Genomic DNA, 15,916 nt, shown 5'->3' with positions numbered 1-15,916 from the left:
GGTCGCCTACCCGGCGGCGTTGTTCCGCGCCAGGTACTCGGCGCAGCCCGGCAGCCCGCGTTCCTCGATGACGTCGTTGAACGCCGAGAAGCGGATCGCGGGCGTCTCGGTCAGCAACCGGATGATCGGCGTGCCGTACTTGTCCGCGATGTAGCGGTAGTTCTCTCGGGCGGCCCTGCTGTTGTCCTCGTGGTCCTTCTCGTGCGGGTAGTGGATGGAGCTCGCCTCCCGGAGCACCCGCAACCGGGCGCCGTCGCGGTGCAGCCGGTAGGCGAGGTCGAGGTCCTCACCGCCCCACTGCCGCAACGCCTCGTCGTACATGCCGATCGAGCGCACCTGCTCCGTCCGCGCCGACGCGTGGCAGGTCCAGTACATCAGCCACGGCGCGGGCAAGTGGCCGAAGTCGTCGGAGTGCCGGGCGTAGAACGGTTCCCGCACGTCCAGCCACGACCCCGTCCGCTCCATGGACGCGATGGTCGAGTCGACGTCGTCGACGTCGACGGACTTGCGGATGAGCCGGGCGTCCTCGTTGTCGAGGTTGAAGCAGTACACGTACCCGTTGAGCGCCAATGGTTCCGGGGAGGCCTCGTGGGCGGTCACGTGCGCGCGCAGGCTCGCGGAGTGCAGCAGCACCCCGGAGTCGACGAAGACGCTGATCTCGCCCCTGGCGTGCCGGAGGCCGATGTTCCGCGCCCGGGCGACCCGGTAGCCCTCGTCGGGCTGGTGGAAGTACCGCAGGTCGAGCCGGTCCGCGAACCCCCGCGCCGCGGCCGCCGTGTCGTCGCTGGAACCGTCGTCGACGACCAGCACCTCGAACTGGTCGCGGGGCAGGTCCTGCTTGGCGAGCGCGTCGAGCGTCAGCTCCAGCAACCGCCTCCTGTTGTAGGTCGGGATGACCACCGTGCAACGCAATGAGCTACCCACGAGAGGCTCTCCTCAGAGGTGCCGCCAAGGCCGTCGGTGATCGGCCGCGCCGCGGGGCTCCGACGGCCGTGCCGGCACCGATCACCGCGCGAGTGTGCCGAGGTTCGCGAGCACCGGTCAACATCGCGGGCGAAGTTCCCGCGGCCGGCGGGCACGTGCGTGCGGTCGCCCGCACGCACGTCGCCTCACCGGCCGGTGGGCTCGGGGCCGCGGGAGGAGTGGTGGCGCGGGTCCACGACCGCGGCCGGTCAGACGGTCAGGAGGGTCTTGATGGCGCGGCGCTCGTCCATCGCCTCGTAGCCCTCGGGCGCCCGGTCCAGCGGCAGGGTGAGGTCGAAGACCTTGCCGGGGTCGATCCGCCGGTCGCAGATCAGGTCGACCAGCTCGGGCAGGAAGCGGCGCACGGGGGCGGGCCCGCCGTGCAGGTGGACGTGGGAGAAGAACAGGTCCATGCCGGGCAGGGCGACGTCGTGGGTGACGCCGACGTAGCCGACGTGCCCGCCGGGCCGGGTGGAGCGGATGGCCTGCATCATCGACTCCTGGGTGCCCACGGCCTCGATGACCGAGTGCGCGCCGAGCCCGTCCGTGAGGTCCTTGACCCGGGCCACGCCCTCGTCGCCGCGCTCGGTGACGATGTCGGTGGCCCCGTACTCCAGGGCCAGCGCCTGGCGCGACTCGTGCCTGCTCATCGCGATGATCCGCGCCGCGCCGAGCTGCCTGGCCGCGAGCACGCCGAGCAGGCCCACCGCGCCGTCGCCGACGACCGCGACGGTCTTGCCCGGACCGACCTCGGCGGCCACGGCGGCGAACCAGCCGGTGCCCAGCACGTCGGAGGCCGCGAGCAGGCTCGGGACCAGGTCGTCGGGTGGCGTGCCCGGAGTGGCCACGAGGGTGCCGTCGGCCAGCGGGACGCGCAGGTACTCCGCCTGGGCGCCGATGCCGCCGATGGGCACCCGGTGGACGCAGGAGCTCTGGTAGCCGGCCCGGCAGAGCTCGCAGGTGTTGTCCGAGGCGAAGAACGAGCCGACCACGAACTGCCCCGGCCGCACGTCCCGGACCTCGCCGCCCACCTCCGCCACGACGCCGACGTACTCGTGCCCCATCGGGGAGGGCCCGTCGACCTCCTCGACCCCCCGGTACGGCCACAGGTCCGACCCGCAGACGCAGGTCGCGGACAGGCGGATGACCGCGTCGGTCGGCGCGACGATCACCGGGTCGTCGCGTTCCTCCACCCGGACGTCGCCGGGGGCGTGCAGCACAACACCGCGCACGGTGGTCCTCCTTCGTTCCTCGACGACCCTCCACCGGGTGCGGCCGGGGTCTGGTCCGAGGCGTTCCATGGGGGACGCCGGTTAAACCTCCGGGCACGGGTGAACGAGTTCGCGCCCGGTGGTGTCCGGGCTGCCGCCGGCAGCCACCTGCGGTTCGCCGCACCCTTTCCCGCGCCCTGCCCGTCCACGCCCTGTACGCGCCGTCGCGACCCTTGTACGGTCCGAGACTGCGGAGCTCCCCACCCTGTCCTGGGAGCGCTCCCAGGACAGGGTGGGGCCATGACGAGGAGGAGCTCGGTGAAGCGTTCCACAGCTGTGCTCACGGCGTGCGCTACGGTCCTCGGCCTCACGGGACCGCTGCTGCCCCAAGCCGTGGCCGCCGCACCGGGCTGCCGGGTCGACTACGCGGTGGCGAGCCAGTGGCCAGGCGGTTTCCACGGCATCCTCAAGATCACCAACCTGGGCGACCCCGTCACCAGGTGGTCGCTCGGCTTCGACTTCCGCGACCCCGGGCAGAGGGTCGTGCAGGGCTGGGGCGCGCTCTGGCGCCAGAGCGGCGACCACGTCACGGCCGCGAACCAGGTCTGGAACGGCTCCCTGGCCACGGGCGCGTCCACCTCGATCGGGTTCTCCGGCACGTTCACCTCGGCCAACCCGGGCCCGGCGAACTTCGCCCTCGACGGCGTCGCCTGCGCCGGGACCGGCGTCCTCGACCGGTTCCACACGGCGGGGCGGGTGCAGGACGACGGCGGCTCCGCGCGCTTCAGCTGGCCCGGCGTCTACTTCGAGGGACGCTTCCGCGGCACCGGCGTCGGCGTCGTCCTCCAGGACACCGCGGCCGACTATGAGGTCCAGGTCGACGGGACCACCGCCGCGACCCTGGTGACCCCGGCCGCCGGCACGCACTGGGTCACCGGCCTCCGTGACGGCGAGCACACCGTCCGGCTGGTCAAGCGCAGCGAGAGCCAGTGGGCCACCAGCGCGTTCGGCGGCTTCGTCGCCGCGCCCGGCGGCGAGGTCCTCGCCAAGCCCGCCGCCCGCGCCAGGCAGGCCGAGTTCATCGGCGACTCCTACACCGCCGGCTACGGCAACACGTCCGCCGGCCGGGACTGCACCGGCGACGAGGTCAACCGCACCACGAACGCCGACCTGGCCTTCGGCCCGCTCACCGCCCGCCGGCTGGGCGCGGACTACCAGGTCAACGCCTTCTCCGGCCGGGGCATGGTGCGCAACTACAACGGCGGCGAACCCGGCACGAGCTACCGCACCTACTACGACCGCGCCCTGCTGGCCGTCGACGGCGACGTGTGGCGGAAACCGGCGAGCTGGCGACCGCAACTGGTCGTGGTCGGCCTCGGCATCAACGACTTCTCGACCGCCCTCAACCCGGGCGAGCCGTGGACCCCCGAGAGCCTGGTCGCCGACTACCGGACCGCTTACCACGGTTTCCTCGACAAGCTCCGCGCCCGCTACGGCGACGACACCGTGATCGTCGTCAGCGCCACCCACATGTCCAACACCACCGCGTTGGCCGACGCCACGCGCCAGGTCGTGGCCGAGCGCAACGGCAGGGGCGACGACCGCGTCCGCCACTGGTACTACGACAACACCGGCCTGGACTACCTCGGCTGCCACTGGCACCCCTCCGCCAACGACCACCGGGTCATCTCCGAACGGCTCGGCGCGTTCCTCGCCGGCCTGCCGCTGACCTGGTAGCGGGACCGCCGCCCCGGCCCGCCGACAACCGCGATCCTGCGCCCACCGGCGCGCCGCGACCCGGTAGCTCGTGCCGGATCGGCGTGCCGAGTGTGCGGTGGGGGCGATGACCGGGTTCGGCGATTCCGCGCAGGACGCCCGCGCGGAGGGCAACAGCTCGATCATCCAGGTCGGCGGCGACGCCACCTTCCACCTCGGCACCTTCCACCTCGGCACCTTCCACCTCGGCGTGGCCCACCGGCGGGTCCGTCCGGTCACGGCGACCTCGAACACGCGGCGGCGATCGAGGACCAGGAGCGGGAGGACCCGCCGCACTCCCCCGACGACTGCGACCACGAGGAGGGCGACCAGGCGGTCGCGCACGGTTGCGGGAGTGGTTGGAGGACCTGCCCCACGCGGTACTGCGGGGCGAGGCTGAACGGCTGGACGACGCCGTGTTCGTGGAGGGCCGCCTGGTCTGGTCCACCGCCGCGCCGGACCGGGCCGCGCTCGACCGGGTGCGGGAGCTCAACCCGCACGGACTGCTGATCGGGTTGGAGGATCCCCGGGCCGAGCGGGAGGTCGTGGACTCGCCGTTCTCGGCACGCACGTGGCAGGCGCTCGCCGCCGTCACCCGGCGGGACGGTGATCGGCGGGCGACGACCGCGAGGCGCTGGGCAGTCGGCGCAACCTCGCCCTGGCGCACCACGCGGCAGGGCGCGGCGCGGTGGCGCTGAAGTTGCTGCGCGACTCGCTCCGCGAGCGTGAACGCCTGCTCGGCCCGGGTGATCCCGACCTGATCGGCGCGCGCTACTGGCCGGCCCGCTGCCTCGCGGACGCCGGTCGGGTCGCCGAGGCCATCGGGCACCTCGAACGCGCCCGGGACCACCCCGGCACGACGATCGCGTTGTCGCGGGAGCTGGAGGGGGTTCGCGCGCTGCTGATCACGCTGTACCAGCGGTCGGGGCGGGTCCAGGACGCGCTGCTGGAGAGCTGGGCCTGACCGCGCCGCCACGCCCGCACAGCCGGAACACCCGCACAGCCACCACGCCCAGGCCCAGACCCAGACAAGGCCCCAGACCAGCACCAGCACCAGCCCAGGCCCACGCCAGCACCAGGCCAGGCCCGAGCCCGCAGCGGCCGGCGGATCGCCCGGTCCGGCGCGCGACGAGTGCGTCGAGTCCGAGCCCGCAGCAGCCTGCCCCGACCTCGCCCCCGGCGCTCAGCGAAGGCGCTTGATCTCCCCTCGGGTGCGGTAGAACGACCCGCTCGCCGAGGTCAGCACCTCGGTGACCAGGTACCGGGCGCCGGGCACGCGGATGTGCTTGGGGAACTGCACGCCCCACGAGCGGTCGTACCCGTCCGAGACGACGTGCACCCTCATCCGGCCGCCTTCCTGCACGCACTCGACGACCACGCCCTCGCCCGGGGCGACGTGCGAGACGACCTCGACCTCCGCGGTCGCCTCGACGCGGTCGATGCTGCCCGCCTTGATGTCCTGGCGCTGCGGCAGCCGCCCCTGCTCGGCCGCGCCCACGGCGGCCGGGCTCGCGTCGAGGCAGGCGAGCGAGCCGTCCGTGGTCACCAGGTAGAGCCGCTCGTCGCGGTACTGCATGGAGTACGCCGAGCCGCACCCGGTGGCCAGCTTCCACAGCCGGGTCCCGTCGGCGGCGAAGCAGTACACGGAGGACTGGTTGTCGCCCGCGAAGACGAACTCGCCGCCGGGCGAGGTCGCGCAGGAGAACACGGGCGCGTCGCAGCGGTAGGAACCCGTCTCGCGCCCGTCCGACTTCGCGAACCGGTGCACCCGGCCCCGGCTGGTGCCCGCGAAGACCTCGTCGCGCTCCTGCCAGCCGAACAGCACCTCCCCCACGGTGTCGGCGTGCCACGCCCGGTGGCCGCGGCCGGTGTAGTGGGTGACGCCCCGGGAGTGGCCGTGGAAGACGCCCTCCGGCGAGCAGCGGACCATCCAGGCGTGGTCGCCGGTGGCCGGGCACGACCACTGGAACTCGTCCTCGTGGTCCACCACCGTGACCCGGCCCTGCCGGTCGGACACGCCGAGCACGCCGTCGTGGATGTCGAGCCAGTAGATGTCGACGTCCTCGGCGATCTCGTAGGCCACCCGGGGCACCTTCGCGCCCAGGTCGTACACCTGGCCGTCGTCGCACCCCGCGTAGATCCAGAAGTCGTCGGCCACGATGCACTTGACGGCGTCGGGCAGGCCGAACCGGCCGGTCACCCGGCCGTCGTGGGTGAGGGTGTAGACGTCGCCCTTCTCGTTGCCGACCCAGGCGTGGTCCTCGCCGACGAAGATGCCGAACGCGGGCGCGCCGGAGGAGAACCGCCACAGCACCGGCGCCTGGTGGGCGGTGGAGCGGGTGCTGACGATCTGCCGCCGGCTCACCTCGCGGCGCTGCCGCACGCCCTTGACGGCGGGGGCGTAGCCCTTGCGCACCTTCTCGCCGATCTTCTTCTCGGCCGCCTTGAGCGCCTTGGCGTGGTCGGCGAAGGTCGCGCTCCTGACCTGACCCTGCTCCCCGATGCGCCCGTAGGTGATGGTGACCTCGGTGTCGTCGACCCGCACCTCGTAGAACTTGTGCGCGCCGCCGCCCGCCTCGGACAGCTCCAGGTACGTCGTGGCAGACATCCGCTCGCCTCCCCCTTCAAGGTCAACTGCGCGCACGCTACCGAGCGGCACCGACAATTCCGGCGCGGGCCCGGTGACCAGGGGTTCAGCCGGCCGACGGCACCGCGTAGTAGCCGCCGCCGACGGCGAGCAGGTAGGGGTGGAGCGCGTCGCCCGGCATCCGGGACTGGGCCAGGGCGAAGCCCGCGTCGAAGTCGTCCTGGAAGGCCATGAACAGCACGCCCCCGTCGGGGGCGCCCTGCGGCGTCGGCGGCGCCTGGTAGGTCCAGGAGCGGCGCAGCATCCGGGGCGCGGGCGCGCCCGGGGTGCGGGGGTTCATGGCGCGCACGTGCGAGTCCAGCGGGATGACCGCGCCGGTCGGGTCGGCGGCGTAGCCGGGTCCGGCGTGGGCGGGCGCGCCGTCGAGCCAGGTGCCGTCCGGGTGGCGGCCGATGACGCGCCGCTGGTGCTCGGGGGTGTCGGCGTCCCAGAGCCGGTGCGCCAGGCGGATGACGCGCACCGCGAGGAGGGTTTCGCCGGTGGGCAGGAGGATCGAGTCGCTGTTGGTCTGCCCCTCCACGAAGCCGAAGGGGTTGCGCTGGAGGCGTTCGTCGACGGTGTCGCGGCGGACGGCGGTCCGCCAGGTGGCGCGCGCGCCGGGCAGGGCGGCCAGGAGTTCGTCCAGGCGTTCCCGGCAGTCCTCCTCGTCGTCGCCCTCGACCTGGAGGAAGGCGTCGGTGTTGCTGCGCTCCGGCAGCAGCACCTCGCCGGGGAACGCGGGCATGGCGGTCAGGCCGGGCGTGCCCGGCGCCAGGCGGGCGCCCAGGCCCACCAGGACGTCGGGCTCGCCCCGCAGCTCCCGCAGCGGCGCGGCGCCACCGGCGTCCCCGACGTCCAGGAACGCCACCGCGCCCGCCGCCCGGGGGCGGCGCAGGGCCGGGTGCCCGGTGGGCGGCGGGTCCGCGCACCCGGTCAGCGCGGTCAGCGCGGTCGCGGTGGCCCCGGCCAGGAAGGCGCGGCGCGTGGGGCTCACCGCGCGTGGCCCACGACCGGCAGGCCGAGGGCGCGGCCGATCTCGCGGTCCACCGAGAGGTACCCGGCCAGGCTCCAGGTGCCGCACGGCTCGGAGTGGGTGGTCGGCTCGCCGTCCAGGTCGACGTGCTGCCCGGTGGTGGTGCGGAAGCAGTGCTCCGCCAGCAGGTCGGACGGTGCGGGTCCGTGGTGGGCGACGGTGCGGAAGTAGCCCTTGGACCACGGCAGGCGGTTGATGAACAGGGGCGGCACGAGCAGGGCGTCCGGGCGCAGGCGGGCCGGGTCCGGCTCGGGCGAGCCGGACACCGCCTCGTAGAGGTAGATCAGGTTCGCGCCGGGCATGGGCGCCCGCTCACGGGGCAGGTCGGCGGCCACGACCCGGCCGAACAGGTGCCTGCCGTCGACCAGCTCCAGGGTGAACACGTCGCCCGGTCGCACGGCCTTGCGCGAGCCCGGACCCGCGACGAGGTTCACCGGGGAAACCCGTTGCGGTTCAGCCACGCCTCACCCCATTTCACGGCCTGATCGTAGTACGGGTGCTTCGGGCTGATGCTGTTGATCTTGTTCTCCCCGCGGTTGCGGTTGATGAGGGCCTGCTCGATGGCACGGGCCTCGCCGCGGGTCACCGAGCCGTTCCTGGTGACCGGGCTGAGGTCGAAGTCGCGGCCGGTGTGCTCGGCCGCCCGGCGGGCCGGGTTGTTGGTGATGCCCGAGTACACGGACTCGCCGTTGCGGACGCCCTGGTAGACGTCGACGCCCGCCTCGGCGTTGCGGCCCTGGGTCAGCGCCTTGGGGAACGGCGGCATCGCGTCGAGCGCCTTGCCCGCCCGGCCCAGCCCGCCGAGCCCGCCGAGGGCGCCCATGGCGCAGCCGGCCGCCGCCGAGGCGCCCACGCTGCCCCAGTCGACCTTGCGGCCGGACAGGCGCTGGCCCGCGTAGTCCAGCCCGCCGTCGAGCAGGCCGCCGACCAGGCAGCCCACCAGCATCGGGTTGTGGCCGGACGGGTCGGTGAGGTTGGTCGGCGAGTTCGCCGCGTAGGCGTAGAGGTTGGTGCCGCCGGCGATGCCGATCGGGTCCTCGGACACGAACCGCTGCAACGCCGGGCTGTAGTAGCGGGCCCGGTAGTGCATCAGGCCCGTGCCGTCGTCCTGGCGGCCGGTGAACGCCAGGTCCGAACCGCGGCGGTCGCCGGTGACCGCGGGCGCGCCGAACGGGTCGTAAGCGGTCGTCGCGGCCACCGCCCCGTCGCCTCGGCCCAGGGCGATCGGCGAGCCGAGCACGTCGGTGAGGGTCGTGTCGGTGACCCCGGCCGCGGTGCGGGCGAACCACCGGTCCACTCCCCCGGCCAGGTGCGCGGCGGTGACCGCGCCGGCGGCGTCCAGCTCGGCGACCGCGTTCGCGCCGTCGTGGACGAACCTCGTGGTGACGCCGCCGACCACGCGGGCGGTGCGGGCGCCCGCCGCGTCGTAGGAGTGGGTGGAGGCGAGCCCGGCGCGGCTGGTGCCGGTGAGCTGGCCGCGCGCGTTCCACGAGTAGGTGGTGGTCCCGTCGCCGAGCAGGTTGCCGTCGGCGTCGTAGGCCAGCTCGACGCCGCCCGCCGAGACCAGGCGGTTGGCGTCGTCGTGCACCAGGTCCGCGCGGGCCGCCGGGAGCACGACCCCGGCGAGGCTCCCGGTCACGGACGTGCGCCGGCCGCTCGGGTCGTAGGTGTAGCCGAGAGCGCCCTTCGGCGTGCCCGCGTGCGCGTAGGAGATGCCCGTGACCTGGCTCGCGGCGTTGTACGCGTAGGTCTGCGTCCAGCCGCCCGGCAGGGTGAGGGTCTCGACCCGGCCCGCGGCGTCGCGGGTCGCCGAGGCGGTCTCGCCGCCCCGCGCCACGCCGGTGAACGCGCCCGAGTCGTCGTAGGTGTAGGTGGTGGCGGGCAGGCCGGGCAGGCTGGTGGACGTCTGCCTGCCCACCTCGTCGTAGCCGTACCCGACGGTGCCGTTCGGGCCGGTCGTGGTGACGAGGCGGTCCCGCGCGTCGTAGGTGTGGCCGAGCGTGCCGCCGGAGGTGTCGTGCAGCTGGGTCAGGCGGTCGAACTGGTCGTAGGTGTAGGTGAGCCGGGACTCCTGCGCGTTCGGCCCGGTGACGCCGAAGCGCGTCGAGGTCGGCCGGTCGAGCAGGTCGTGCGCGGTCTCCGAGCGGGTGCCGGAGCGGTTGACCGACGCCGTGGCGCGGCCCGCCGCGTCGTAGGTCGTGGTGGCGGTGCGGCCGAGCGGGTCGGTGGTCGACAGCGGCCGGTCCTGGCCGTCGTAGGTCCACCGCGTGGTCTTGCCGCGCTGGTCGGTGTGCGAGGTGAGGTTGCCGTTGTCGTCGTAGCCGAAGCGGCTGACGCCGCCCAGCGCGTCGGTGACGGTGACCGGCTGGTTGAACACGTCGTAGGCGGTCAGGGTCGCCGCGCCGGACGGGTCGGTCTCCTGCACGAGCCGCCCGGCCGCGTCGACGAAGTGCTTCGCCGTGCGGCCCAGCGGGTCCCGCGCCTCGACCGCGCCGCCCGCCTCGTAGGTGAACGAGGTGACGCCGCCGCCGGGGTCGGCGACCTTCGCGACCTGCCCCGTCGAGGTCCACGTCGTGGTGGTGACCCGGCCCGCCGGGTCGGTGGCGGTGAGCGGGTTGCCCTTGGCGTCGTACGTGTAGGTGCTGGTCCGGCCGGCAGCGTCGGTGCTGCTCAGCGGTCGGTCGAACGGCCCGTAGGCGACCGTGCCGCTGACGAACGCGTCCGCGGTGCCGGCCAGCCCGGTGGTCGCGGTGATCCGCTGGGCCGCGTCGTAGGTGTACTCGGTCCGCCTGCCGTAGGGGTCGACGACGGCGTCCACCCGGTTGTCCGGCCCGCGCACGTAGGTGGTGGTGCGGGCCAGGGGCGTGCCATGGGCCGCGGTGTCGGTCGCGACCATGTGGTTGGCGTCGAACGCGACGCGCCGGACCGCCCCGTTGGGCTGGGTCACGCGCGTCTCGGTGATCGCGCCGGTCCCGTCGAGCGTGTAGGCGAACTGGTAGTTGCCCCCGTCGGCGAGGTCCTGGCGCTGCACGCGGCCGTTGGCGTCGTAGGTGACGTCCAGGTACGCCACGCCGCGCGCGTCGGTGATGCGGGTGATGCGGTTGGCGCTGTCGTAGGCGTAGGTGGTGACCTTGCCCGCGACATCGGTGACGGTGGCCAGCCTGCCCGCGCCGTCGTAGGTGTAGGAGGTGGCCCGGCCGATGTTGTCGCGCGCCGCGACGACGCGGTTGGTCGAGTCGTACTCCAGGGCGATCCAGCGGCCGTTGGGCGAGATGATCTGGGTGACCTCGCCGTTGGCGCCGCTCGGCCGGACGAACGTGACCTGGTTGCCGTTGCGGTCCTGCATCGCGCGCGGTCGGGCGTACCAGGGGAAGAAGTACTTGGTGCCGTCGCGCAGGGTCAGCACCCAGTCGCCGTTGGCCTGGGCGATGGTGGAGCCGGTGAAGCGGCCGGGTGAGCCGACCGCGCCGAACACCGCGTCGCTGTAGCCGGTGCCGGGCGAGGTGCGCACGTAGTGCGCCCGGCCGCCGCCGGGCGTGTAGAGGTCGACCTCCTGGTACTGCCGCTCGGAGGCCAGGAACATGTTGAAGTCGGCGCCGGAGTTCAGGCCGAACTCGCGGACCTTGCCGTCGCCCTGCCAGTACATGCGGTTGAGCGCGATCGGCACGGTGTCGGCGAGGCCGAGGTCGGTGTGGGCGTCGGTGAGCAGGCCCGTGGACAGGTCCACCGGGTCGCCGGACAGCTTGTCGATCAGGTCCTGCCACCACGGCTTGTCCGGCTTCGGGTTGCCGGGCGTGTTGAACATGGCCCCGTCGAGGGTCCACAGCCGGGTCTTCTCGTCCGGCACCACGCGCGTGCCGTCGTCGTCGACCCGGCCCTTGCCGTAGACGTACCAGCCCTTGTCCGCCGGGTCGTAGTTCCAGAAGTCGACCTCGGCGCCGGGCGGCAGGTCGGTGTAGTTCGGGTACACCACCGACGCGCCGTCCGGGAAGATCGACGTGCCGCCCGGCTGAACGGTGAAGTACGTGGGCACGATGCCGTTGCGCGGCAGCGGGAATGGCGGCCGGTCGACCGGGATGGCGGTGATGCCCAGCTCCCGCACCACGTCGCCGTCCTGGTCGCGCACCACGGACCCGGCCGGGACGCGGACCTCCAGGCCCGGCACGTCCGGGGTGGTCAGCACCGTCTCGCGGGTGGTCGGCGCGCCGATCTCGACCGTGTTGCGCATGTCCAGGCGCGGCAGCCAGACCGTGGCGTCCAGCGGCGTGGTCGCGCCCTCGCGGACCTTGGCGCGCAGGCGGAACGTGCCGTAGCGGGCCGGACCGGTCTCGGCGGCGTAGCCGTCCACGACGAGCGTGGTGGCGTTGGGCCGGACGCCGGCGAGCAGGAACCGGCCCTGGTCGTCGGTGGTGGAGCGGACGTCGTCGACGCGCACCGGGATGCCCCGCAGCGGCGCGCCGTCGAGATCGCGCACGTGACCGCTGACGGCCGTCTTGCCGGGCTCGGCGACCAGGTCGGCCACCGGCTCGGGGTCGGCGCGGCGGGTGGCCCAGTCGACGCCGTCGATGTTGCCCTGGTCGGGCGACCACGCCGGGGCGAGGTCGGGTTCCGCGGTGGGGTCGGGGGTGGCCGCGTTCGGCGAGCGCAGGTCGGCGGGCACCCGTCCGGGGGCGGGTCGAGCGGCGGGCCTGAGGTCGTCGGCGTTCCGGGCGGCGTCCGGCTTGCGGGCGGCCGGGAACGCGGCCCGGGTCTCGACCCGCGGTTCGGCCTGCGGTTCGACCGGGGTGATCTCGGTCCTGGCGGACGCGGCGCCGGCGGGGCGGGTCGCGGTGAACGTGACGGACCCGACCAGGGCGGCCGTGGGCATCACGACCAGCCTGTAGGTGCCGGCCGAGGGCAGCGTGACGTCCAGCGTGCCGTTGCCGTACTTGGCCGCGCCGACGCGGCTGCCGTTGGGCGCGTTGAGCTGCCAGTCCAGGTCGCAGCAGCCGAACGCCGACGACGTGCCGGTGGAGGTGATGACGACGCGCTGGTTGGCGGCGCCGGTGAACGTCGCGAAGGCGTCCTGGCCGGGGTTGGTGAAGGTGACCGGCTTCGCCGTGCCGTCGAGGGGCAGCGGGCCGAGGTCGAGGTCGGCGGGGACGTTCCAGGCCTTCACCGACGTGCTGCCGGTGAGGGCCGCGGCCGGGTTGAAGTCGATCCGGTACGTGCCGTCCTGCGGCAACGCGATCGTGTCGAGGGTGCTGTTGCCGTACTTCGACGTGCCGACGCGGGCGCCGTTGGGCGCGGTGAGCTGCCAGTCCAGGTCACAGCAACCGAAGCTCGACGACGTGCCGCCGGTCTGGATCAGCACCCGCTGGTTCGCGGTCCCCTGGAACGTCGTGTGACCGTTCTGGCCCGGGTTGGCGAAGGTGACCGCCTTCGCCGTGCCGTCCAACGCCTGCACGCCCGCATCGAAATCGGCGGGCACGTTCCACGCCTTGACCGTGATCGAGCCGATCAGCGCGGCGGCCGGGTTGAAGATCACCCGATACGTGCCGTCCTGCGGCAACGCGATCGTGTCCAACGTGCTGTTGCCGTACTTGGACGAACCCACTCGCGTGCCGTCCGGCGCGGTGAGCTGCCAGTCCAGGTCACAGCAACCGAAGGACGACGACGTGCCACTGGTCTGGATCAGCACCCGCTGACCCGCGGCGCCCTGGAACGTCGTGTGACCGTTCTGACCGGGGTTGGCGAAGGTGACGGTCTTCGCCGTGCCGTCCAACCCCTGCACGCCCGCATCGAAGTCCGCGGGCACGTTCCACGCCTTGACCGTGATCGAGCCGATCAGCGCGGCGGCCGGGTTGATGATCACCCGATACGTGCCGTCCTGCGGCAGCGCGATGGTGTCGAGGGTGCTGTTGCCGTACTTCGACGAACCCACCCGGGTCCCGTCCGGCGCGGTGAGCTGCCAGTCCAGGTCACAGCAACCGAAGGACGACGACGTGCCACTGGTCTGGATCAGCACCCGCTGACCCGCGGCGCCCTGGAACGTCGTGTGACCGTTCTGACCGGGGTTGGCGAAGGTGACGGTCTTCGCCGTGCCGTCCAACCCCTGCACGCCCGCATCGAAATCGGCGGGCACGTTCCACGCCTTCACCGACGTGGAGCCGATCAGCGCGGCCGCCGGGTTGAAGATCACCCGATACGTGCCGTCCTGCGGCAACGCGATCGTGTCCAACGTGCTGTTGCCGTACTTCGACGAACCCACTCGCGTGCCGTCCGGCGCGGTGAGCTGCCAGTCCAGGTCACAGCAACCGAAGCTCGACGACGTGCCGCCGGTCTGGATCAGCACCCGCTGGTTCGCGGTCCCCTGGAACGTGGTGTAGCCGTTCTGACCGGGGTTGGTGAAGGTGACCGCCTTCGCCGTGCCGTCCAACCCCTGCACGCCCGCATCGAAATCGGCGGGCACGTTCCACGCCTTCACCGACGTGGAGCCGGTGAGGGCCGCGGCCGGGTTGAAGATCACCCGGTACGTGCCGTCCTGCGGCAACGCGATCGTGTCCAACGTGCTGTTGCCGTACTTGGACGAACCCACTCGCGTGCCGTCCGGGGCCGCCAGCCACCAGTCCAGGTCACAGCAACCGAAGGACGACGACGTGCCGCTGGTCTGGACGAGCACCCGCTGACCCGCGGCGCCCTGGAACGTGGTGAAGGCGTTGCGACCCGGGTTGGCGATGGCGACCGCGGTCGGGGTTCCGTCGAGGGCCAGCGCGCCGGCGTCGAGGTCGGCGGGCACGTCCCACGCGGCGATCGTGGTGGAGCCGGTGAGCCCGCGGGCCGGGTCGACGTGCACGCGGTAGGTGCCGGTCTGCGGCAGGGTTGTGGTGTCGAGGGTGCTGTTGCCGTACTTGGCGGCGCCGACGCGGGTCCCGTCCGGCGCGACCAGCCACCAGTCCAGGTCGCAGCAGCCGAAGGACGAGGACGTGGCGCTGGTCTGGACGAGGACCCGCTGACCCGCGGTCCCGTGGAACGTGGTGAAGCCGTTGCGGCCCGGGTTGGCGATGGTGACGGTCTTGGTGGCGCCGTCCAGTGCCTGCGTGCCGGCGTCGAGGTCGGCGGGCACCTTGTGCACGGTCACCGAGGTTGTGCCCGCGTTGGCCGAGGTGTTGCGCAGGACGATCGTGCGCAGGCCCGCTCCGGTCGCGGGGCCGGTCTCGATCCAGCCGGTGGTGCCGGGGCACGACGCCGAGCCGGTCTGCCGGTTGCGCTCGTCGTAGGAGCGGGCTTCGAGGTTGCAGGAGCCGAACGTGCCGCCGCTCAGCGTGACGGCGAAGCGCTCGCCGTCGGCGGCCGGGAAGTGGCGCAGCGCGTGCTTCCCGGCGGGGATCGCGACCTGGGTGGCGGTGTCCACGGGGATCGCGGCGGCCGAGTCGATGTTCTCCGGCGCGACGCCGGACGGCGGCACGACGAGGACGGCGGAGCCGGTGGCGGTGCCGGCGGGGGTGCTGAACGAGATCCGGCCGGAGGCCGTGCCGGGCGGCACGGTGACCGCGAGGCTGGTGCCGGTGCGCGCGGTGACCGGGGCGAGGACGCCGTTGACCCGCACCAGGTTGTTGGCGAACTCGGGGTCGGTGTTGGCGACGTCGAGCGTGATGGCGGCGCCCGTGACGGCGATCTTGGGCGTGAAGTCGGTCAGCGCGGGCCGGTCGTCGCCGATGACCACGATGCCGTCGAGGGCGGCGGCGCCGTTCGGCGAGGTGACCTCCAGCGGGCCGCTCGTGGCGCCCTCCGGGACGGTCACGACGAGCCGGCCCTCCTCCGCGGAGGTGACGCCGGCCGTCGCGCCGTTGATCCGGGCGGTGGTGCCCGTGGCCGCGAAACCCTTGCCGGTGACGGTGATCGAGTCGCCGGGGCGCACCCGGCTCGGCACCGCCGACAGCACCGCGACCGCGGGGGTGCCGAGCCGTTCGACACCGGTCACGTTGCCCGCGGCGTCGTAGCGGTAGCGGGCGACCGAGCCGTCGGCGGCCACCACGCCGGTGAGCCGCCCGAGGGCGTCGTAGGCGTAGGAGGCGGGACCGGGCGGCGGCTCGGGCGCCTGCTGCGCGGCTTGCCGGGCGACCGGTTGCGGTGCGGCGGGCCGGGGTTGGGCGTCGGAGTGGCCGACCGCCGAACCGGCGACGGTCAGGAAGGCCAGGAGCAGGGTGGACAGACGTCTGGCGGAGCGCGGCACGTCGTCTCCTCGAAACCGGGTCGCGAGCAGGGGCACAACCCCGGCCGAGGTGGCGGCCGGTCGGGACTACGGGGGTCGTTCAGTGCGAGGCAGGGGCATTGCGCTGGTCTTTC

General features: G+C 73.4%; 9 protein-coding genes. 3 read left to right on the top strand and 6 right to left on the bottom strand.

The window, feature by feature from the left end; translation table 11 throughout:
• Positions 1 to 6: 6 nt before the first annotated feature.
• Both ABD223_RS32175 and ABD223_RS32170 read right to left on the bottom strand, forming a co-directional pair.
• The gene (locus tag ABD223_RS32175; RefSeq protein ID WP_344040422.1) at positions 7 to 924 is read right to left on the bottom strand and encodes a glycosyltransferase family 2 protein; all 918 of its coding nucleotides are present in this window, start codon (positions 922 to 924) and stop codon (positions 7 to 9) included.
• Between the two features lie 248 nt (positions 925 to 1,172).
• Positions 1,173 to 2,195: a zinc-dependent alcohol dehydrogenase family protein gene (locus ABD223_RS32170; protein WP_344040421.1), complete on the bottom strand. Its 1,023-nt coding sequence runs from the start codon at positions 2,193 to 2,195 to the stop codon at positions 1,173 to 1,175.
• A gap of 297 nt (positions 2,196 to 2,492) precedes the next feature.
• Here ABD223_RS32170 and ABD223_RS32165 point away from each other — a divergent pair, with 297 nt between their 5' ends.
• The 3 genes from ABD223_RS32165 (at position 2,493) to ABD223_RS32155 (ending at position 4,893) form a co-directional block, all read left to right on the top strand.
• On the top strand, positions 2,493 to 3,911 hold the full coding sequence (locus ABD223_RS32165; protein WP_344040420.1) for a cellulose binding domain-containing protein: 1,419 nt from the start codon (positions 2,493 to 2,495) through the stop codon (positions 3,909 to 3,911).
• A 365-nt stretch (positions 3,912 to 4,276) separates the two neighbouring features.
• Positions 4,277 to 4,627, top strand: a complete 351-nt coding sequence (locus ABD223_RS32160; RefSeq protein ID WP_344040419.1) for a hypothetical protein — start codon at positions 4,277 to 4,279, stop codon at positions 4,625 to 4,627.
• On the top strand, positions 4,618 to 4,893 hold the full coding sequence (locus tag ABD223_RS32155) for a hypothetical protein (protein ID WP_344040418.1): 276 nt from the start codon (positions 4,618 to 4,620) through the stop codon (positions 4,891 to 4,893). Before ABD223_RS32160 ends, ABD223_RS32155 begins: the two co-directional genes overlap by 10 nt.
• 219 nt (positions 4,894 to 5,112) lie before the next feature.
• On the opposite strand, the gene ABD223_RS32150 is transcribed toward ABD223_RS32155, so the two are convergent.
• The 4 genes from ABD223_RS32150 to ABD223_RS32135 form a co-directional block, all read right to left on the bottom strand.
• Positions 5,113 to 6,537, bottom strand: a complete 1,425-nt coding sequence (locus ABD223_RS32150; RefSeq protein ID WP_344040417.1) for a WGR domain-containing protein — start codon at positions 6,535 to 6,537, stop codon at positions 5,113 to 5,115.
• Positions 6,538 to 6,622: 85 nt separating this feature from the next.
• Entirely contained in the window at positions 6,623 to 7,549 is a 927-nt protein-coding gene (locus ABD223_RS32145) for a Dyp-type peroxidase (protein ID WP_344040416.1), read from the bottom strand.
• Positions 7,546 to 8,022 carry an immunity 26/phosphotriesterase HocA family protein gene (locus tag ABD223_RS32140; RefSeq protein ID WP_344040415.1) on the bottom strand — a complete coding sequence of 159 codons (477 nt, stop codon included), beginning with the start codon at positions 8,020 to 8,022 and terminating at the stop codon, positions 7,546 to 7,548. Before ABD223_RS32140 ends, ABD223_RS32145 begins: the two co-directional genes overlap by 4 nt.
• A complete protein-coding gene (locus ABD223_RS32135) occupies positions 8,019 to 15,803 on the bottom strand; it encodes an RHS repeat-associated core domain-containing protein (protein ID WP_344040414.1) in 7,785 nt (2,594 codons plus the stop codon). Before ABD223_RS32135 ends, ABD223_RS32140 begins: the two co-directional genes overlap by 4 nt.
• Between the last annotated feature and the right edge of the window lie 113 nt (positions 15,804 to 15,916).

It is taken from the genome of Saccharothrix xinjiangensis (assembly GCF_039527585.1).
GTDB lineage: Bacteria > Actinomycetota > Actinomycetes > Mycobacteriales > Pseudonocardiaceae > Actinosynnema > Actinosynnema xinjiangensis.
This window is presented reverse-complemented; position numbering and strand designations above follow the sequence as displayed.

Bases quoted from the DNA above. Each gene is read 5' to 3' on its own strand.
- ABD223_RS32150 (WP_344040417.1), bottom strand. From the start codon at position 6,537: ATGTCTGCCACGACGTACCTGGAGCTGTCCGAGGCGGGCGGCGGCGCG.